Annotated in this window: 15 protein-coding genes and 3 rRNA genes; all 18 read right to left on the bottom strand. The window is 44.8% G+C overall.

What is annotated here, in order from left to right; translation table 11 throughout:
• Positions 1–40: 40 nt before the first annotated feature.
• The 18 genes from UB51_RS22500 to hslO all read right to left on the bottom strand — a co-directional run bounded on the left by UB51_RS22500 (position 41) and on the right by hslO (position 20,631).
• Entirely contained in the window at positions 41–1,429 is a 1,389-nt protein-coding gene (locus tag UB51_RS22500) for a D-alanyl-D-alanine carboxypeptidase family protein (RefSeq protein WP_445322343.1), read from the bottom strand.
• 233 nt (positions 1,430–1,662) lie between these two features.
• Positions 1,663–3,120, bottom strand: coding sequence for an IMP dehydrogenase (gene guaB, locus UB51_RS22495; RefSeq protein ID WP_044879225.1), 1,458 nt, complete (start codon positions 3,118–3,120; stop codon positions 1,663–1,665).
• Positions 3,121–3,379: 259 nt separating this feature from the next.
• A 5S ribosomal RNA gene (rrf, locus tag UB51_RS22490) occupies positions 3,380–3,496 on the bottom strand.
• A gap of 100 nt (positions 3,497–3,596) precedes the next feature.
• Positions 3,597–6,526, bottom strand: a 23S ribosomal RNA gene (locus UB51_RS22485).
• 358 nt (positions 6,527–6,884) lie between these two features.
• Positions 6,885–8,440, bottom strand: a 16S ribosomal RNA gene (locus UB51_RS22480).
• The 16S, 23S and 5S rRNA genes sit together here, the layout of an rRNA operon.
• Positions 8,441–9,044: 604 nt before the next feature.
• The gene (gene lysS, locus UB51_RS22475) at positions 9,045–10,559 is read right to left on the bottom strand and encodes a lysine--tRNA ligase (protein ID WP_044879224.1); all 1,515 of its coding nucleotides are present in this window, start codon (positions 10,557–10,559) and stop codon (positions 9,045–9,047) included.
• A 135-nt stretch (positions 10,560–10,694) separates the two neighbouring features.
• Positions 10,695–11,174 carry a transcription elongation factor GreA gene (greA, locus tag UB51_RS22470; RefSeq protein WP_044879223.1) on the bottom strand — a complete coding sequence of 160 codons (480 nt, stop codon included), beginning with the start codon at positions 11,172–11,174 and terminating at the stop codon, positions 10,695–10,697.
• A gap of 204 nt (positions 11,175–11,378) precedes the next feature.
• Positions 11,379–12,401, bottom strand: a complete 1,023-nt coding sequence (gene dusB, locus UB51_RS22465) for a tRNA dihydrouridine synthase DusB (protein ID WP_044879222.1) — start codon at positions 12,399–12,401, stop codon at positions 11,379–11,381.
• Positions 12,402–12,411: 10 nt separating this feature from the next.
• Complete coding sequence (locus tag UB51_RS27405) at positions 12,412–12,612, bottom strand: helix-turn-helix domain-containing protein (RefSeq protein ID WP_082063229.1); 201 nt, start codon at positions 12,610–12,612, stop codon at positions 12,412–12,414.
• Positions 12,564–13,112: a 2-amino-4-hydroxy-6-hydroxymethyldihydropteridine diphosphokinase gene (folK, locus tag UB51_RS22460; protein ID WP_044879221.1), complete on the bottom strand. Its 549-nt coding sequence runs from the start codon at positions 13,110–13,112 to the stop codon at positions 12,564–12,566. The genes UB51_RS27405 and folK overlap by 49 nt, the downstream gene beginning before the upstream one ends.
• A gap of 9 nt (positions 13,113–13,121) precedes the next feature.
• Positions 13,122–13,484 (bottom strand): dihydroneopterin aldolase, encoded by a 363-nt coding sequence (gene folB, locus UB51_RS22455; protein WP_044879220.1) that lies wholly within the window; start codon positions 13,482–13,484, stop codon positions 13,122–13,124.
• A 32-nt stretch (positions 13,485–13,516) separates the two neighbouring features.
• Positions 13,517–14,368 carry a dihydropteroate synthase gene (folP, locus tag UB51_RS22450; RefSeq protein WP_044879219.1) on the bottom strand — a complete coding sequence of 284 codons (852 nt, stop codon included), beginning with the start codon at positions 14,366–14,368 and terminating at the stop codon, positions 13,517–13,519.
• A complete protein-coding gene (locus UB51_RS22445) occupies positions 14,365–15,252 on the bottom strand; it encodes an aminotransferase class IV (RefSeq protein WP_044879218.1) in 888 nt (295 codons plus the stop codon). The genes folP and UB51_RS22445 overlap by 4 nt, the downstream gene beginning before the upstream one ends.
• Positions 15,249–15,830: an aminodeoxychorismate/anthranilate synthase component II gene (gene pabA, locus UB51_RS22440; RefSeq protein WP_044879217.1), complete on the bottom strand. Its 582-nt coding sequence runs from the start codon at positions 15,828–15,830 to the stop codon at positions 15,249–15,251. Before pabA ends, UB51_RS22445 begins: the two co-directional genes overlap by 4 nt.
• Entirely contained in the window at positions 15,827–17,395 is a 1,569-nt protein-coding gene (locus UB51_RS22435; protein WP_044879216.1) for an anthranilate synthase component I family protein, read from the bottom strand. Before UB51_RS22435 ends, pabA begins: the two co-directional genes overlap by 4 nt.
• Before the next feature lie 162 nt (positions 17,396–17,557).
• Complete coding sequence (gene cysK / locus UB51_RS22430; RefSeq protein ID WP_044879215.1) at positions 17,558–18,496, bottom strand: cysteine synthase A; 939 nt, start codon at positions 18,494–18,496, stop codon at positions 17,558–17,560.
• Positions 18,497–18,791: 295 nt separating this feature from the next.
• Positions 18,792–19,736 (bottom strand): peptidylprolyl isomerase, encoded by a 945-nt coding sequence (locus UB51_RS22425; RefSeq protein ID WP_082063228.1) that lies wholly within the window; start codon positions 19,734–19,736, stop codon positions 18,792–18,794.
• A gap of 10 nt (positions 19,737–19,746) precedes the next feature.
• Entirely contained in the window at positions 19,747–20,631 is an 885-nt protein-coding gene (hslO, locus tag UB51_RS22420; RefSeq protein ID WP_044879213.1) for an Hsp33 family molecular chaperone HslO, read from the bottom strand.
• Positions 20,632–20,655 lie beyond the last annotated feature (24 nt).

The following is a 20,655-nucleotide window of genomic DNA, read 5'->3' as shown; positions in this document are numbered from 1 at the left end:
GTAACACAATGAACCAAGCTGTAAATCTACTATCATGATATTAAAAAAGATTTTTGATTCCGTCAAACAAGTCGACGAACAAATCTTTGATAGCACGGAATAATAAGCGGAACCATCCACCCTTTTCTACTTCTTCAGCTGTTACCAGATTCACTGTTTTCTTCTGGTCACTAATACCTTCTGCTTTGTAAGTATAGGTGACGGTACCCACCTTAGAGCCTTGCTTCAGTGGAGCTACAAGCTTAGATTCATCTATAATGCTTACTTTAGAGGTAACCTTCGTCGTATCCGCTCCCTTAGGGACCATGAAACTAACATCTTGATCTGTTACAACCGATACACTCGTTTCAACGCCTTTTTTGACAGGTACGGTTTCTGTACCTTCAACGATCGTCTTCGGAGCAATCACTTGTTTGATCTCAAAATTATTAAATCCGTAGTCCAGCACCTTTTTCGTCTCTTTGAAACGAGCTGGCTCTGAAGAGGTTCCCATAACGACACTGATCAATCGCATACCGTCTCTTACAGCTGTACCTGTGAAACAGTTACCTGCACTAGCTGTGTGTCCTGTCTTCATCCCATCTAATCCTGGATAGGCATAAGCTTTGAAGTTCGTAATATCCTTGTTCGCCTCAAGCATCCAGTTATAGTTAATAATCGGATTCTTATCACGTTCACGGAACTTAAACGATTGTAAAGATGTAAATCTAGCGAAATCAGGATGATCCTGAACTATGAATTTAGCGAGTAAAGCAGCATCCATAGCAGACATTAAATCCTCCCCATCTTCCTCAGGTTTGAACTTATCTGGCATATCAGCACGATCCAGCCCTGTTGAATTAATGAAGTGGGCTGTCTTCATGCCCATTTTCTTTGCCGTATCATTCATCATTTTAACGAACTCCTGCTCAGAGCCTGCTACGTATTCTGCTAGCGCTACTGAAGCATCATTCGCCGAACCCACAGCCATAGCTATGTACAATTCCTCCACAGTATGTTGATCACCTACTGCTAAAAAAATACGAGAGCCCACTGTTTTGGCTGCATTTTCTTTAACGGTTACGATGTCATCCCATTTAAAAACACCCTGCTTAACCTGATCTGCCACAATATACTCTGTCATCATCTTGGTCATACTTGCAGGTGGAAGAGCTTCATCAGCATTCACAGACAATAGAACTTTACCCGTGATTGGCTCAATTAATACCGCAGATGCTACTTCTAACCCTAAAGATGAGACCTCTGGAATCTTAGCAGCCTTAGCAGTAACCGGAGCTTTAGCAGCCTCGGTGGTCGTTGCTCCACCCTCCGCCAATACAGCAGTAATGGGTATTGCCGATAAACAAAGCATATTTAATAGCATAACCGAAGCTATACTCTTATTAACCATTTGACGTCTACTTTTTTTTGTTGCTTTCATAGCTTTCAAAGAATTGTAAACTCCCCTCTATCCTAATTAGTCATTACTTGTTCTATTCTAACACAGGGCATTCAGCAAAAAAAGACAGACAGAACGAATTTCGTCCTGTCTGTCTAAGAAGATTATCATAATTTTAGATATTATCGGGAATAAAACTAATAATCCGAAGTTAGGATCCCCAATAAAGCATGGGGATGGACCCATCCACTTGGCTTATTTTCCATAAATTAATCTTCATCATATTATAAAGAATAGTTAGGAGCTTCCTTGGTAATCTGAACATCATGGGGATGACTCTCACGAAGGCCAGCACCCGTAATGTGAATAAACTGCGTATCATTACGAAGCTCTTCCAAACCATTTGTTCCACAATACCCCATACCTGAACGTAGACCACCAATCAGTTGATGAATCGTATCAGAGAGAGGACCTATATAAGCTACGCGCCCTTCTATACCTTCAGGAACTAATTTCTTGTCATCATCTTGGAAATATCGATCTTTACTGCCCTGCTTCATGGCACTTATAGATCCCATACCCCGGTATACCTTAAAGCGACGACCTTGATATATTTCAGATTCCCCTGGGCTCTCCTCTGTACCGGCAAACAAGCTACCTAACATGACAGCATGAGCACCAGCTGCTATAGCCTTCGTAATCTCCCCTGAATATTTAATGCCCCCATCTGCAATAACTGGAATACCATATTCAGCGGCTACTCTAGCACAGTCATAAATCGCTGTAATTTGAGGTACACCGATACCTGCAATAACGCGTGTAGTACAAATTGAACCTGGTCCAATACCGACCTTCACTACAGATGCACCAGCCTCAATCAACTCACGAGTGGCTTCGCCCGTAGCCACATTACCTGCAATAATTGTCAATTCAGGATAGCGACCACGTAACTCACGAACCGCATCAATGATGTTAATATGATGACCATGAGCGGAGTCAACTGTAATGACATCTACACCCGCTTGAACTAGAGCATCAGTCCGTTCTACAGTATCTTTAGCTATACCAATAGCTGCACCAACTAACAAACGCCCTTGAGCGTCTTTAGCGGCGTTCGGGAACTGTATCGCCTTCTCAATATCCTTAATGGTGATAAGTCCTTTAAGAATATTATTAGAATCCACTAGAGGTAGCTTCTCAATCTTATGCTGTTGTAAAAGAACCTCAGCTTCCTGCAAAGTTGTCCCTACTGGAGCTGTAACTAGATTATCATGTGTCATGACATCGCTAATTTTGATACTGTAATCATGTATGAAGCGAAGATCACGGTTCGTTAGAATTCCCACAAGTTTATTATGCTCGTCCACAATCGGCACACCAGAAATCCGGAATTTGCCCATTAATTGTTCGGCATCTGACACTAAGTGTTCCGCTGACAATGAGAAAGGATTCGTAATAACTCCGCTCTCAGATCGTTTAACACGGTCTACTTCCTCTGCCTGCTGTTCTACAGACATATTCTTGTGAATAATACCAATACCGCCCTCTCTTGCGATAGCGATGGCTAGTGCAGCCTCAGTCACAGTGTCCATACCCGCACTGATCAGTGGAATGTTCAGCTTAACATGCTTACTGAGTCTTGTGGACACATCCACTTCCTTAGGGAGTACCTCAGACTTACGAGGCACCAACAATACATCATCAAAAGTAAAACCTTCTTTACCAAACTTGTCTTTCCGCACCTAGATGAACCTCCTCTTGTTCTTATTAAAACGGATAAAAACCTTATAAATCAAGGTTGAAAACTCATTTTCTGAAAATATATTATTGCCATCTTAGCAAAGGGGGTTAGGGCTGTCAAGAAGTTCACCATAGTAATATATCACAACGTATTTATTTAATGCATAAGAGACAGTGTCCTCCCTGAATGGACACCTATTTAATTAAAAAGTCCATTGAAAACATAAAAAACCACTGTCGATAACTTCAACAGTGGTTTTTGCTTGGCGACGTCCTACTCTCCCAGGACCCTGCGGTCCAAGTACCATCGGCGCTGGAGGGCTTAACGGTCGTGTTCGGGATGGGTACGTGTGGAACCCCTCCGCTATCGCCACCAAACGGTATATTCAAGGTTTAATCCTTGAAAACTAGATACGAAACGAATTTGCAATGTTAAAACAGCATATGCTTCCGAAGTAGTTTCACTTCATGAAACTTTTAGGATAAGCCCTCGACCGATTAGTATTGGTCAGCTCCATGCATTACTGCACTTCCACCTCCAACCTATCTACCTCGTCGTCTTCAAGGGGTCTTACTAATTGGGAAATCTCATCTTGAGGGGGGCTTCACGCTTAGATGCTTTCAGCGTTTATCCCGTCCGCACGTAGCTACCCAGCTATGCTCCTGGCGGAACAACTGGTACACCAGAGGTGCGTCCATCCCGGTCCTCTCGTACTAAGGACAGCTCCTCTCAAATTTCCTGCGCCCACGACAGATAGGGACCGAACTGTCTCACGACGTTCTGAACCCAGCTCGCGTACCGCTTTAATGGGCGAACAGCCCAACCCTTGGGACCTACTTCAGCCCCAGGATGCGATGAGCCGACATCGAGGTGCCAAACCTCCCCGTCGATGTGGACTCTTGGGGGAGATAAGCCTGTTATCCCCAGGGTAGCTTTTATCCGTTGAGCGATGGCCCTTCCATGCGGTACCACCGGATCACTAAGCCCGACTTTCGTCCCTGCTCGACTTGTAGGTCTCGCAGTCAAGCTCCCTTCTGCCTTTGCACTCTTCGAATGATTTCCAACCATTCTGAGGGAACCTTGGGGCGCCTCCGTTACTCTTTAGGAGGCGACCGCCCCAGTCAAACTGCCCACCTGACACTGTCCCCGAACCGGTTTACGGTCCTAGGTTAGAACCTAGATACGATCAGGGTGGTATCCCAACGGCGCCTCCGTAGAAGCTTGCGCTCCTACTTCTCAGGCTCCCACCTATCCTGTACAGATCGTACCCAAATCCAATATCAAGCTGCAGTAAAGCTCCATGGGGTCTTTCCGTCTTGTCGCGGGTAACCTGCATCTTCACAGGTATTAAAATTTCACCGGATCTCTCGTTGAGACAGCGCCCAAGTCGTTACGCCATTCGTGCGGGTCAGAATTTACCTGACAAGGAATTTCGCTACCTTAGGACCGTTATAGTTACGGCCGCCGTTTACTGGGGCTTCGGTTCATAGCTTCGGGTTACCCCTAACCACTCCCCTTAACCTTCCAGCACCGGGCAGGCGTCAGCCCGTATACTTCGCCTTGCGGCTTCGCACAGACCTGTGTTTTTGCTAAACAGTCGCTTGGGCCTTTTCACTGCGGCCCCCTCGTGCTATTCACACTACCGGGGCACCCCTTCTCCCGAAGTTACGGGGTCATTTTGCCGAGTTCCTTAACGAGAGTTCTTCCGCGCGCCTTAGAATACTCTTCTCGCCTACCTGTGTCGGTTTGCGGTACGGGCACCTTCTCCTGGTTAGAGGCTTTTCTTGGCAGTGTGAGATCATGACCTTCGCTACTATAATTTTCGCTCCCCATCACAGCCTAGCCTTAATGATGTGCGGATTTGCCTACACATCAGCCTCACTGCTTAGACGGACACTTCCATCAGTCCGCGTCACTACCCTGCTGCGTCACCCCATTACTCATAACGGATTACGGTGGTACAGGAATTTCAACCTGTTGTCCATCCACTACGCCTTTCGGCCTCGCGTTAGGTCCCGACTTACCCTGAGAGGACGAGCCTTCCTCAGGAAACCTTGGGCTTTCGGCGGATCAGATTCTCACTGATCTTTTCGTTACTTATACCGGCATTCTCACTTGTATGCTGTCCAGCGCTCCTTACGGTACACCTTCAACCTGCATACAACGCTCCCCTACCCCTGATGCAAAGCATCAAGCCATAGCTTCGGTGGCGTGTTTAGCCCCGTTACATTTTCGGCGCAGAGTCACTCGACCAGTGAGCTATTACGCACTCTTTCAATGGTGGCTGCTTCTAAGCCAACATCCTGGTTGTCTGTGCAACTCCACATCCTTTCCCACTTAACACACACTTGGGGACCTTAGCTGATGGTCTGGGCTGTTTCCCTTTCGACAATGGATCTTAGCACTCACTGTCTGACTCCCGGAATTCGAGTCTATGGCATTCGGAGTTTGACTGAGTTTGGTAACCCTTGCGGGCCCCGCACCCAATCAGTGCTCTACCTCCACGACTTATTTCCGAGGCTAGCCCTAAAGCTATTTCGGGGAGAACCAGCTATCTCCGAGTTCGATTGGAATTTCTCCGCTACCCCCACCTCATCCCCGCATTTTTCAACATGCGTGGGTTCGGGCCTCCAGTGCGTGTTACCGCACCTTCACCCTGGACAGGGGTAGATCACTCGGTTTCGGGTCTACGTCCACGTACTAAAATTCGCCCTATTCAGACTCGCTTTCGCTGCGGCTCCGGCTTCTCACCTTAACCTTGCACGGGAACGTAACTCGCCGGTTCATTCTACAAAAGGCACGCCATCACCCATAAATAGGGCTCTGACTTTTTGTAAGCACACGGTTTCAGGTTCTATTTCACTCCCCTTCCGGGGTGCTTTTCACCTTTCCCTCACGGTACTGTTTCACTATCGGTCGCTAGGTAGTATTTAGCCTTAGCAGATGGTCCTGCTAGATTCATACGGGGTTTCACGTGCCCCGCACTACTCGGGATCCGTCTCGGAGGGATTAGACTTTTGGTTACAGGGCTTTTACCTTCTATGCCGGGCCTTTCCAGACCTCTTCACCTAACCTAATCCTTTGTAACTCCATGTGAGACGTCCCACAACCCCAAAGAGCAAGCTCCTTGGTTTGGGCTGTTCCGCGTTCGCTCGCCGCTACTGACGGAATCACTATTGTTTTCTCTTCCTCAGGGTACTTAGATGTTTCAGTTCCCCTGGTCTGCCTCTACATTCCCTATGTATTCAGGAATGAGTAACTGCGAATTACCACAGCTGGGTTTCCCCATTCGGACACCCCCGGATCAAAGCTTGCTTACAGCTCCCCGAGGCAGTTTCGTTGTTCGCCACGTCCTTCATCGGCTCCTAGCGCCTAGGCATCCTCCGTGTGCTCTTAGTAGCTTAACCATTTCGCTCATTTGTTGCGCTGTCCGCTCTCTTGTCCGTTCATTTCATCTATTGAGTAAACCCATTAGAGGTTGAAATGAACTCCCAAAGGATCGATCATCACATCAAATTCGCTGCTACTTTTACACTACGCTTGTTGTAACACAAGCGCGATATAAAGATGTTCTAAATCGCAAATTCGTTTCGTTATCTAGTTTTCAAGGATCAAAGTCATTTCTACAAGAGAAATAACATGTTTGAAAGATTGCTCTTTCAAAACTGACAACGAGTGAGGAAATGTTCATGGAATCTATTGTTCCATAAGTCTTATCTTGACTCTTATATGAATGTTTCCGTTGCAGGAAACGATTCTCCATAGAAAGGAGGTGATCCAGCCGCACCTTCCGATACGGCTACCTTGTTACGACTTCACCCCAATCATCTACCCCACCTTCGGCGGCTGGCTCCCTTGCGGGTTACCCCACCGACTTCGGGTGTTGTAAACTCTCGTGGTGTGACGGGCGGTGTGTACAAGACCCGGGAACGTATTCACCGCGGCATGCTGATCCGCGATTACTAGCAATTCCGACTTCATGCAGGCGGGTTGCAGCCTGCAATCCGAACTGAGACCGGCTTTGGTGGGATTGGCTCCATCTCGCGATTTCGCAGCCCGTTGTACCGGCCATTGTAGTACGTGTGTAGCCCAGGTCATAAGGGGCATGATGATTTGACGTCATCCCCACCTTCCTCCGGTTTGTCACCGGCAGTCTGTTTAGAGTGCCCACCATAATGTGCTGGCAACTAAGCATAAGGGTTGCGCTCGTTGCGGGACTTAACCCAACATCTCACGACACGAGCTGACGACAACCATGCACCACCTGTCTCCTCTGTCCCGAAGGCCGCCACTATCTCTAGTGGATTCAGAGGGATGTCAAGACCTGGTAAGGTTCTTCGCGTTGCTTCGAATTAAACCACATACTCCACTGCTTGTGCGGGTCCCCGTCAATTCCTTTGAGTTTCAGTCTTGCGACCGTACTCCCCAGGCGGAGTGCTTAATGTGTTAACTTCGGCACCAAGGGTATCGAAACCCCTAACACCTAGCACTCATCGTTTACGGCGTGGACTACCAGGGTATCTAATCCTGTTTGCTCCCCACGCTTTCGCGCCTCAGCGTCAGTTACAGCCCAGAGAGTCGCCTTCGCCACTGGTGTTCCTCCACATATCTACGCATTTCACCGCTACACGTGGAATTCCACTCTCCTCTTCTGTACTCAAGTCACCCAGTTTCCAGTGCGACCCGGGGTTGAGCCCCGGGATTAAACACCAGACTTAAATGACCGCCTGCGCGCGCTTTACGCCCAATAATTCCGGACAACGCTTGCCCCCTACGTATTACCGCGGCTGCTGGCACGTAGTTAGCCGGGGCTTTCTTCTCAGGTACCGTCACTCCAGGAGCAGTTACTCTCCTGAATCTTCTTCCCTGGCAACAGAGCTTTACGATCCGAAAACCTTCATCACTCACGCGGCGTTGCTCCGTCAGACTTTCGTCCATTGCGGAAGATTCCCTACTGCTGCCTCCCGTAGGAGTCTGGGCCGTGTCTCAGTCCCAGTGTGGCCGTTCACCCTCTCAGGTCGGCTACGCATCGTCGCCTTGGTGAGCCGTTACCTCACCAACAAGCTAATGCGCCGCAGGTCCATCTGTAAGTGACAGATTGCTCCGCCTTTCAACATCTCCTCAGGAGAGAAAATGTATTATCCGGTATTAGCTACCGTTTCCGGTAGTTATCCCAGTCTCACAGGCAGGTTACCTACGTGTTACTCACCCGTCCGCCGCTGAGTATTAGGAGTGCAAGCACTCCATCAACTCCGCTCGACTTGCATGTATTAGGCACGCCGCCAGCGTTCGTCCTGAGCCAGGATCAAACTCTCCAATAGAATTGAAAAGAGCGATATGCTCATTTTGAAACAAACTGGCGAGAATTTACATTCTCTACCAAATGATTTCTCATTTGTTTTGACTTCACTTTCGTGAAATCTTTACTCACTCGTTGTTCAGTTTTCAAAGATCAATTTCTCTTTCGTCATCACCAGTTGTTCTCGGCGACAACTACTATATCTTATCATGTCCGACTCAGTAATGCAAGCTTTATTTTCAATGTCATTTTCATGTGATTGTTAAGCTTTCTGGTTCGTTTTGACCGACGTTTAATGGCCGGATAAATAATATATCACGTCTCTTAGTGATGTGCAAGCTTTTTTTAATTATATTAATTTACCACAGCTGCACTGTTGAAATGAATGATAAATGAGAGTTATCCCTTATATACAAGAAGAAACAACTTCGCAGTCCTAAAAGAGTGGATAACCATTTCTCGTATAAATATAAACAAAGTATAGTTGAAACTTTATACTTTCTTATATTTGACCCAATCTCCTCCATAAAACAAACGACTCCGTCCTCCAATAACAGAGAGCGAAGCCGAGTGAAATAGAAGTTCAGACATCTCTAGGCATAAGATGCTTGAACCCTCTGCTTAAATTAATTGTCTTTAATAGTACGCATATGTGGGAATAACAGCACATCTCGGATAGATGGCGAATTAGTCAGCAGCATGACTAGTCTGTCTATACCAATGCCAAGACCACCTGTTGGCGGCATACCATATTCTAGAGCACGAATGAAATCATCATCCATCTCATGTGCTTCATCATTACCAAGCTCACGTTCCTTCAACTGAGACTCAAACCGTTGACGTTGATCGATTGGATCATTCAGCTCGGTAAATGCATTTGCATGCTCTCTTCCTACAATGAACAACTCGAATCTATCGGTGAAGCGTGGGTCTTGTACCTTTTGCTTAGCCAGTGGTGAGATCTCTACAGGATGTCCTGTAATGAATGTCGGCTGGATTAAAGTCTCTTCTACAAACTGTTCAAAGAAAGCATTCACAATATGACCGAATTTGCTGTGAGCCTCCACTGGAACCTTGTGTTCTTTTGCCAAGCTACGAGCTTCTTCATCTGTCATATGGACATTGAAGTCCACGCCCGTTATTTCTTTAATTGCATCAACCATGGACACACGACGCCATGCTGGCGTTAGATCCACTTCTTGACCTTGATAGTCGATAACAGTCTTACCCAGCACTTCTTGGGCAATATGAGCTACCAGGTTTTCTGTCAAACGCATGATATCTTCATAATCAGCGTATGCCTCATACAATTCAATCATTGTGAACTCTGGATTATGACGAGTGGACATTCCTTCATTACGATACACACGACCAATTTCATACACTTTCTCTAGGCCGCCGACAATAAGTCGTTTGAGGTGAAGCTCAATAGCGATCCGCATGAAAAGCTCCATGTCTAGAGCGTTGTGATGTGTAATAAACGGTTTCGCCGCAGCGCCACCAGCAATGGTGTGCAGGGTAGGCGTTTCGACCTCTAAATATCCCAATGAGTCTAAATAGCGACGCATGGATTGAATAATCCGCGAACGATAGATAAAAGTCTGCTGTACTTCAGGGTTAATGATCAGATCCACATAACGCTGACGATAGCGCAGTTCTACATCCTTCAAACCGTGATATTTATCGGGTAATGGATATAGTGATTTCGAAAGTACCTCAACATCACTTACTTTAATCGAAGTCTCACCTGTTTTTGTTCTGAACACGACACCTGTTACCCCAATAATGTCTCCAAGATCAAGTAGGCGGAAGGCATTAAACTTCACTTCAGGCACAGAATCCTGACGTATATAAATCTGAATTTTCCCACTTAAGTCTTGAATATGAGCAAAAATAGCTTTTCCCATACCACGCTTAGCCATAATTCGACCAGCAACACTAACTTCAATTGGGTTTTCTTCCAACTCATCATGCGTGGACGTATCATACTTGGCTAGTAACTCCCCTGCATTATGAGTTCTGTTATATTTTGATCCAAAAGGATCTATCCCCATTTCACGTAGCTCGTCCAATTTACCGCGACGGATTTGTAACAATTCGCTAAGCTCATTCTCCGGATTAATCACTTCTTCTTCAGACATGGTACTTCATCTCCTTCATGATCACTTACTTTGATGTGGTTTTTTCAAGTCATGTAGCTTTTACATATACGTTACTATCCATTATATCGAAAAAAAAGCTTCCCATAGGAAGCCTTTTAAAACAATCCTCAAACACTATGCCTTCTTGATATCAATAATTTTATATTGAATAACGCCTGCAGGAACGACAACATCAACAACAGCACCCTTTTGCTTACCAATAATGGCTTTACCAACAGGACTTTCATTAGATATTTTGTTGTTAAGTGGATCGGATTCAGCTGTACCTACAATGAGGTACTCTACCGTATCTTTGAATTCCAAGTCTTCCACGATTACCTTAACGCCCACGCCTACTGTATCCGTATTAACATCATCATTGTTAATGATACGAGCGTTACGAAGCAATTTTTCAAGTGTAATAACGCGTCCTTCTATAAAAGCTTGCTCATTCTTTGCATCTTCATATTCCGAGTTTTCACTGATATCGCCATAACCAATAGCTACTTTGATCCGTTCAGCAATCTCACGCCGTTTCACAGACTTGATATGCTCCAGCTCGCTCTCTAACTTCTTGAGACCTTCCAGTGTAAGAATGACTTCTTTATCGCCCATTCAACAATTCTCCTGTCATGTGAATAATTTGAAATAGATTACCCTTACTACGCACAACACTATATGCAAAACTTGAGGAATCAGAACTTCCTCTGCTGCGGAGTTTAACCAATGAGTCGAATTTATACTGCAAAAGTATATGGTAACCATTTCAAAATGTCAATGACTGTTACTTGGTTCCATCATCTGCCACTGGTAAAGATCTTATTGGGAGACTGTCGCTGTCGCTGCTGATTCCTCATCTATCTGATCCTGTTCAGCTAGACCGGATACAAAATCCTCCAGAATTCGTACCATTTCGTCGCGCTTGGTTTCTTCCATGATCTCATCTTTAATTCTTGCAGAACCACGTAATCCTTTTAAGTACCAAGCTAAGTGTTTACGCATTTCACGTACAGCGATAGACTCGCCTCTCATCGCAATCAAGCGATCCATGTGAAGTATAGCAATTCTAATCTTTTCTTCTGCAGATGGATCGGCTACAAGTTCACCCGATTGTAAATATTGAATCGTCCGATAAAGCATCCAAGGATTACCTAATGCTCCACGCCCAATCATAACACCATCGCAACCTGTCGTATCCAACATACGGCGTGCATCTTCCGGTGTAACCACATCTCCATTACCGATGACCGGGATGGATACAGCTTGTTTCACATCTCTAATAATATCCCAGTTCGCATGACCCGTGTATTGTTGCTCACGCGTTCTACCATGTATACTAACGGCTTGACCACCGGCGCGCTCAATGGCCTGAGCGTTCTGTACAGCAAATACATGTTCGCTATCCCAGCCAATACGCATTTTGACAGTAACCGGTTTATCTACGGCATCTACTACAGCTGATACCATCTCATAAATTTTATTTGGATCTAGAAGCCAGCGTGCTCCTGCGTCGATTTTAGTCACCTTAGGTGCCGGACAACCCATATTAATATCAATAATATCGGCATTAGTTTCCCGATCCACGATTTTAGCTGCCTCAACAAGCGATTCACGGTCTCCTCCGAAAATCTGCAAACTAAGTGGCTTCTCACGCTCGTCAACAAACAGCATTTCTTGCGTTCTTTTGTTGCCATGTACGATGGCCTTACCGCTAACCATCTCCGCACATACCAACCCCGTACCGAACTCTTTTGCGATTAGCCGAAAAGCTGGGTTGCACACGCCTGCCATTGGAGCAAGTACGACCTGGTTCTTCATTTCGATATCGCCAATCTTTAACATGTTGTGTCTGTCACTCCTTTAGGTCGCTGATGGAAATACCCAGAACCTCTACAATCTTATTTAAAATTTGATCTTCAGCTTGACGATTACCACGTTCAATAGTGCCGAGTACAGAGAGAGAAATTCCTGTCTTAGTTGCTAGCTCCTGTTGTGTAAATCCTTTTAGCTTTCGGAATGCTCGGATGCGGTTTGCCAGTTGCATGTTGTCCAAAGCCGTATTCCTTCCTTTCCATCCAGTCTCTCAATTGCTGTCTTAACTACACGATGCAAGCCAGAAGTCTCACCCTGACCTACAATATCATTTAAGGGAACGAGTACGAAGGCGCGTTCTTCCATCCGCGGATGCGGAAGAATGAGATCTGGGGTATTCTCCTCCCGACCTTCCATCCATAGGAGATCTAAATCTAACGTTCGTGGTCCATTTAGAATATGCCTTACTCGACCTAGAACTTGCTCTATTGTTTGCATAACTGAGAGTAAAACGTGTGGGCTTAGATCAGTCTTAATAGCAAGTGCCATGTTGAGAAAAAAAGGCTGATCTGCATAGCCTACGGGCTCTGTCTCATACAAACTGGAACAGCGAAGAACTGTAATCTGAGGGTGTGCATGGAGTCGATCAATGGCATCCATTAAGGTTTTCTCACGATCACCCAAATTTGCCCCTAATGCAATATAAGCCTCTGATAACTCAGAGGTAGAATGTAACTTCATGATGGATTCTCACTTTCTTGTCCTGAACAGCTCCACCGTAACACCTTCGAAATGAATGTCGAACGGGGGATGCGGCTTGGTCACTTTGACCGTTAATGCATTGATACTAGTATAAGTGTCTAATACCGAGGATGCAATATATTCTCCTAAGGCTTCTATCAATTGGAAAGATTTATTCTCTACAATTTCTTTCACAAGCACATGAACTTCAGCATAATTAACCGTTTTACTTAGATCATCATTTTCTCCAGCTTCTCGTAAGTCCATTTCGAGTTCTAAGTCAATGTAGTAGCGTTGACCTAGCTTCCGTTCCTCTGCAAAAACACCGTGATATCCGTAATATTCCATTCTTCTCATAACCATTTTATCCAAGATAAATACCAACTTTCTATTCAAGTTCTTATTTAGTTCATATCATGTGAAGCATATAGCATTGCGTCACACATACGAACCGTACGTTTGATTGCCTTGACATCATGTACACGTACAATTTGACAGCCTTGGGCAATTCCAAAAGCCACCGTTGCCGCTGTTCCTTCAATTACATCATCTACTGGTAAATCTAATGCCGTTCTGATAAATTTCTTACGCGATGTAGCGAGCAATACCGGATAACCAAGTTGAACTAATACGTCAAGGTTCATCATGACGTGCATATTATCATCATAATCTTTAGCAAATCCCACACCAGGGTCAAGAATAATATTATGCTGTGCTACACCCGCTCGTATGGCTAACTCAATACTTTCCTTCAAGTCATCGACCATATCAGGAATAAGATGAGTATACCTCTGCTGATGACGATTATGCATTAGAATAATAGGACAAGAAAGCTCAGCCGCGGTCGACAGCATTAACGGATCCCCAATACCTCGCCAGATATCATTGATAATATGTGCTCCTGCCTGTATAGACTGACGAGCTACTTCTGCTTTATACGTATCTATAGAAAGAGGAATATGCGGCGCGGCGCGGTGAATAGCCTCAATAACAGGAAGAACACGTTGAAGCTCCTCCTCTGTCGATATCTGCTGAAACCCAGGTCGAGTGGATTCACCACCAATATCAATTAGATCAGCACCATCCTCGATCATTTGTAATGCATGTTGAACGGCTCGATCCGAATCAATATAGCGTCCACCATCAGAGAAAGAGTCTGGCGTAACATTCAATACCCCCATAATAAGGGTAGCTTGTCCAAGCTTTAACTCTGTCTCCCCACAAGAAAAGATTCGTTCATAAAGGGTCGTCTTCATTCGTAAATCCCTGCCTTCTGTCGATATAAATGCAATAGCTTCATCGTAATCGGTCCTGCTGTACCATTGCCCACTCTATGACAGGAACCATTCAGCCCTAGAAGTGATGTAATGGGAACCAGCTCTTGAATGGAGCTCGTCATCCATATTTCCTCAGCGCCGAGCAAATCGTCCCATGTATACAACCCCTCCTCGCAGCGAATACCTTCCTCTACTGCAAGCTCCATCACAACGGCTCTCGTAATCCCTGGAAGTATCCCTGTAGAAAGCGCTGGCGTATATATCGTGCCTCCCCGAACCATCACAACATTACTAACGATACCCTCTGCCACATATCCCTTATCTGTCAACATTAGGCCCTCCGCCTGAACCTTAGTTGCCTCAGGATATGAAGACAACTCACGCTTAGCTAATATATTATTCATATAATGTAATGATTTAAGCCGCTCTGAAGTCTCTGGTGTATTACGGGGCGTAGAGAGCTGTTGTAGTCCCTTACCGCTACGATAAAGATCAGCAGACGGAACTGGCAGTTCTTTAACGGTGAGGAAATGATTCGGGTTATTATAATCTCCTGTAGGTAGTCCAAGCACATCTTCGCCTGCGCTAACCGTATAACGGATATAGGCCTCTTGTAGACCATTAGCCTGCATAACTGCCCTAATCCATGTTAAGGTACGTTCTATATCCACTTTATACGGGATACCTAGTAACCTACAGCCCTCAGAGAGTCTTGTTAAATGCCTATCCAGTAAAAAAGGGTTCCCTTGATAGGTACGAAACGTCTCAAATAGACCCATCCCATATAAAAATCCATGATCCATTACGGATACCACAGCATCTTTAGCCTCTACGATACTGTGGTTCTTCCCTACAAATGTCATGCCTTATTTCCAATAGACTGCTTCAAAAAGTTACTAAGCATCTTATGCCCGTGATCGGTAATAATGGACTCAGGATGGAATTGTACGCCTTCAATTTGATATTCTTTGTGGCGTAAACCCATAATTTCGCCTTCCTCTGTCTCCGCTGTGATCTCAAGACAGTCTGGCAAGCTCGCGCGCTCCACTAATAACGAATGATATCTTGTCGCTGTAAAGGGCGATTGAAGCCCTTCGAACACAGAGGTGCCTTGATGATGAATTGGAGAAGTTTTGCCATGCATTAGACGTTCTGCACGAATCACATTCCCTCCAAAAGCTTGTCCGATAGCCTGATGACCTAAACAGACACCAAATATAGGAATCATGCCTTTGAAATGTTGAATCGTCTCTAGACTAATACCTGCTTCGTTCGGTGTACAAGGACCTGGTGAGATAAGAATATGATCTGGCGCTAGGGCAGTTATCCCTGCAATATCAATCTCATCATTACGATATACCTTTACCTCTTCGCCTAATTCGCCTAAATACTGAACAAGATTGTACGTAAAAGAGTCATAGTTATCGATTACTAAAATCATAGAAACATCTCCCTCGCTTCGTTACTTTCTTCTTCACTACATAGAACGGCTTTTACCATCGCCTTAGCTTTATTGTGACATTCCCGATACTCCCTGTACGGATTAGAATCCATAACAATGCCAGCTCCTGCTTGAATATATCCCTTGCCATTCATAACAGCCAATGTTCGTATAATAATATTTAATTCCATATTACCATTATAGTCAATCCAGCCCATAGAACCGGTATAAGGACCGCGACGAACAGGCTCCAGCTCTTCAATGATTTCCATTGTACGAATCTTCGGGGCACCTGTAATCGTACCTCCTGGAAAGAGAGCCGCTATAACATCATACGACCGTTTCCCTTCTGCTAGCTGTCCTTCCACTTGAGAGACGAGATGCATAACGTGTGAATAGTATTCAATTGTCATCAGCTCAGGCACACGTACCGAACCATACGCAGCGATTCGTCCAATATCGTTACGTTCAAGATCAACTAACATAATGTGCTCAGCACGTTCTTTTTCATTCATGAGTAGCTCGTCCGCCATCAACCCATCCTCTATCTCTGTCGTTCCTCTGCGTCTCGTTCCCGCGATGGGGCGTGCACTAACCTTGTCTCCATCCAACTTCACTAACAGTTCAGGTGAACCACTTACGAGTGAGAACGTAGGGGATCTAAGTAATCCCATATACGGAGATGGATTCAACAGACGAAGCCATTCATAGATTTGTTCTGGCGAAGACTGAAGCTCTAGCTCCTGACGAAGTGATAAATTAACCTGGAATACATCGCCTTGACGGATATATTCTTGGATCCGCAGTACAGCCTTCTCAAAAGCATCCTGAGTGCTAGCATTTGCCAGCGGTGCAAGCTCTAGCTCATTCACCTGTGAGAGCTTCTCCATACGGCGAGTTCGCTCACCTTGTAGATTATCATTCTTAATAGAACCCGACTTGGTATACGAATTCCACAGTTCCATCATCTCAATTGCGCGTTTCTCTGTTTCTGCATAAACTTTATCTATCTCATCTGCACCTTCACACAAAGGACAATGTATTGCACAATACATAGCTTGATCTACGTTATCATATATCCAAATTTCTTCCATCCTCATCCACAAGTAATCAGGAAATCCTGGATCGTCTTGTGCAATGGAAGGAATCCGCTCTAAAGAGCGAACAATATCATATCCTATAAACCCAACACAGCCACCTATGAAAGGGGGTATGCCGTCAATACCTAGTTTCGGCGAACGATAAGGAGCCATCCAGTTCTCTAATACTTCTAATGGCTTACCCTTCAACGCTTCGGTTCTTCCAGACCTTAGATCGGTAAGTGTAGCAACGTTATCTTTTCCCGAAAGAATAGATACAGGATCGACACCCAGATAGGTATACCGACCACCCTTGGCGCTCTCAAGCACCACAGCATAAGGCGAAGCGATGGATTCCCATACCCCTGACCATGAAGCCGGAAGACCGTCACTCACCTTCATCCTTATAAGATAAGGCAGCACACTCCACCCTTCAGTAGCCCAGCTTTTCCACTTATCAAGTGAAGTTAACACTTCATCTGTCACCTTATCTCCTCCTAAAGCATAAACTTGGTTGTCAGTATACTTTAGCAGGTACCCTTTTGAAAAGTCCTTTTACTAAATCTGATCTATTCGCTTCTGATTTCCTACAAAAAAAACCCTCTTGCCGATAAGCGCGCAATAGGGGTTCAACGAGTATATAGCCATTTAAGCTTCGAAATTATAAAGTGGTGTACTGAGGTAACGCTCACCATTACTCGGAATAATAACCACAATACGTTTGCCTTTGCCTAACTCTTTAGCCACTTTAAGTGCGGCAAATACAGCGGCGCCTGAAGAAATACCGGAAAGAATTCCTTCTTCTGTAGCAACACGACGTGCAGTTTCAAATGCTTCATCATTCTCGATATGAATGATTTCATCATAGATATCACGATTTAAAATTTCAGGGATAAAGTTAGCCCCTAGTCCTTGAATTTTGTGAGGTCCCGGTTTACCACCAGCCAAGATTGGCGATGCAGCAGGCTCAACAGCAACAATCCTAATATTCGGATATTTCTCCTTAAGCACTTCACCCGCTCCGGAGATCGTACCCCCTGTACCAATTCCAACAATAAAAGCATCCAAAGTACCACCGATAGAATCAATCGCTTCAACGATCTCAGGACCTGTTGTTTCACGGTGAATTTTTACGTTCGCTTGATTCTTGAACTGCTCAGCCATGAAATAGCTAGGGTTCTCACTAACGATAGCTTCTGCTTTAGTAACAGCGCCATTCATACCTTCGGACCCTGGCGTAAGAACAAGCTCTGCTCCATAAGCACGAAGCAAGTTACGACGCTCCACACTCATCGTTTCAGGCATTACGATAATAGCTTTATATCCTTTAGCGGCAGCTACCATAGCTAGGCCAATTCCTGTGTTACCACTTGTGGCTTCAACAATAGTGCCTCCAGGCTTCAGCGTACCATCCTTCTCTGCTTCTTCTACGATACTGATCGCGATCCGATCTTTCACACTAGAACCTGGGTTCTGATATTCTAATTTAAGAAAAATTTCTGCACTGTCTTCGGACACTAGACGGTTTAAACGTACTAGTGGTGTTCCTCCGATCAATTCGGTAATATTGTTCACGACTTTTGCCATGAGTAAGGCCCTCCCTTAGATATTGGTTATAGATAGTGTCCCATGTGTAGCTATACTTCAGTAAATCTAGTTGTATGTTGAGGAGAACATCCCAAGGATAATGGACAGGTCACCTGATTTCTAATAGGAAACCGCGCTGACCATTTGTTCTCTCTATATCCGAGTAATTCAGTTGGTTTTTAATACCTTCATATTAACAAATATTCACACTCATTGTCAATATCCGTCCATTAAAAAAGATACTTCGCTAAAATTTATGTACCATCATATAGCAAAGTATCTATCGATTATAAAATTATGATGAAGGAATAACGTTTAGAATCTGCGCTTGGTATTTATGCCGAAGTTCCTCTTCTAATTGAGAAAGCGGTGCGGCCTCATTAAGAGCAAGCTGTTTACGAATGGACTCGCGTACGTATTGGGGTTCCTCTTTCTCTTCCATCACAATATCTGTTAATTGAATCACGGCATACCCATCTTCCCATTGAAAAGGCCCTGCAATATCACCTATTTCTAACGTTGACGCTGTATCCATCAACTCTTTGGGTAAGAATGGATCACCCTCCTCAACTACGCCCAACTTCCCACCCTGGCTTCGACTATTCATATCTAGTGAACGCTCTCTCGCCATCTGTGAGAAGTCAGCTCCCTTCTCAAGTTCACCCATAACGTTCTCTGCTTCTTGTGAATTGTTGACTTTGATTAGAGAAAGCTTCATTTGTTTCGTAGCTGCATAGTGATCACCATTCTCCTCAAGGTATTGATCAATATCTTGATCGCTGATATCAATGCCTAATGTCGCTATTTTCTCCAGCACTAATCTGTAGGCTGTCTCTAATTCAATGTCTTGACGCGTTAGCCCCAGCTCATTCTTCATCTGTTGATAATAAGCTTCTTCTGAGTCATATCCCTGAATGTTCCTATTTAGTTCCTGTGCAATATCTTCAGTTGTTATACTGATATGACGTAGTTTAGCTTCCTCAAACACAACCTTACGGTTCAACATATGGAGCAGCAAATCCTGTCCATAGCGCTGCTTGAGCTCCTGAGACCATTCCTCCTCAGTAATAAACTCTCCATTTACAGATGCAACAGGCTTACTCTCCTTCTCCTTAGAAGAGGTCTGATATGCAGGTCCAAGACCACGGAGTAGGATGAGGCTTCCCATAAACAAGACAATTAATACCAAGACAACATTGACCGCCCACAGTGCCTTCCCTTCTCGTATACTCTTCATCATTACCTACCTATTAATTCTTGACTTGTTCTAATATTTGCTGCAGCTCTTCCTTACCAAAGTTATACGCTTCATTACAGAAATGACAGATAACCTCAGCCTTCTCATCTTCTGCAATTAATTCTTCAATCTCACTTTGTCCTAAGCTAATGAGCGTCTGCTCAACACGTTCATGTGAACACTGACATTGGAAGCGAATATCCATCTCATCAAGTACCTCTGCATCAGGTAGCAACCATTTGAGCATTTCTTCTAGTTCCATTCCCTGATCCATTAACGAAGTGATGGGAGGAAGTGAGCCCACGGACTTCTCAATGGCTGTAATTTCATCATCACTCAGTCCTGGCATTAATTGAACTATGAATCCTCCAGCTTCCATCACAGTATTATCAGGACCTACTAATACGCCCACGCCAACGGCAGATGGAGTCTGCTCCGATATCGCAAAATAATATGTGAAATCCTCGCCCAATTCACCTGAAATAATAGGAGTGCTTCCCGTATAAGGTTCTTTCATCCCTAAATCCTTAACAACATGGATAAATCCTGTTGTCCCTACCGCGCCAGCTACATCCAGCTTCCCTAAACTATTACTTGGTAAATGAACGTGCGGATTAGTAACATATCCCCTTACTTCACCTAGCGCGTTGGCATCCGCTACGATTTGTCCAATGGGTCCGTCACCCTTGACTTGAATGTTCATCTTTTCTTTTCCCTTAAGCATCGCACCCATCATAGCTGCCGCTGTCAAGGTACGTCCCATAGCTGCTGTAGCTGTAGGCCACGTATCATGTCTCTGACGAAGCTCTTCTACCAAGGCTGTTGTCCGTATCACAAAGGCACGAACATGGCCATTCATAGCTGTCCCTCTTATTAATCGATCTTTTTTATTGTTCATAGCTTACGTTAATGCCTCCTCTTC

The sequence above is a fragment of the Paenibacillus sp. IHBB 10380 genome (assembly GCF_000949425.1).
GTDB lineage: Bacteria > Bacillota > Bacilli > Paenibacillales > Paenibacillaceae > Paenibacillus_AQ.
This window is presented reverse-complemented; position numbering and strand designations above follow the sequence as displayed.

Bases quoted from the DNA above. Each gene is read 5' to 3' on its own strand.
- folP (WP_044879219.1), bottom strand. From the start codon at position 14,368: ATGAAGACGACCCTTTATGAACGAATCTTTTCTTGTGGGGAGACAGAG.
- greA (WP_044879223.1), bottom strand. From the start codon at position 11,174: ATGGGCGATAAAGAAGTCATTCTTACACTGGAAGGTCTCAAGAAGTTA.
- dusB (WP_044879222.1), bottom strand. From the start codon at position 12,401: ATGTTAAAGATTGGCGATATCGAAATGAAGAACCAGGTCGTACTTGCT.
- UB51_RS22425 (WP_082063228.1), bottom strand. From the start codon at position 19,736: ATGATGAAGAGTATACGAGAAGGGAAGGCACTGTGGGCGGTCAATGTT.
- pabA (WP_044879217.1), bottom strand. From the start codon at position 15,830: ATGATTTTAGTAATCGATAACTATGACTCTTTTACGTACAATCTTGTT.
- folK (WP_044879221.1), bottom strand. From the start codon at position 13,112: ATGAAGTTACATTCTACCTCTGAGTTATCAGAGGCTTATATTGCATTA.
- UB51_RS22445 (WP_044879218.1), bottom strand. From the start codon at position 15,252: ATGACATTTGTAGGGAAGAACCACAGTATCGTAGAGGCTAAAGATGCT.
- lysS (WP_044879224.1), bottom strand. From the start codon at position 10,559: ATGTCTGAAGAAGAAGTGATTAATCCGGAGAATGAGCTTAGCGAATTG.
- hslO (WP_044879213.1), bottom strand. From the start codon at position 20,631: ATGAACAATAAAAAAGATCGATTAATAAGAGGGACAGCTATGAATGGC.
- cysK (WP_044879215.1), bottom strand. From the start codon at position 18,496: ATGGCAAAAGTCGTGAACAATATTACCGAATTGATCGGAGGAACACCA.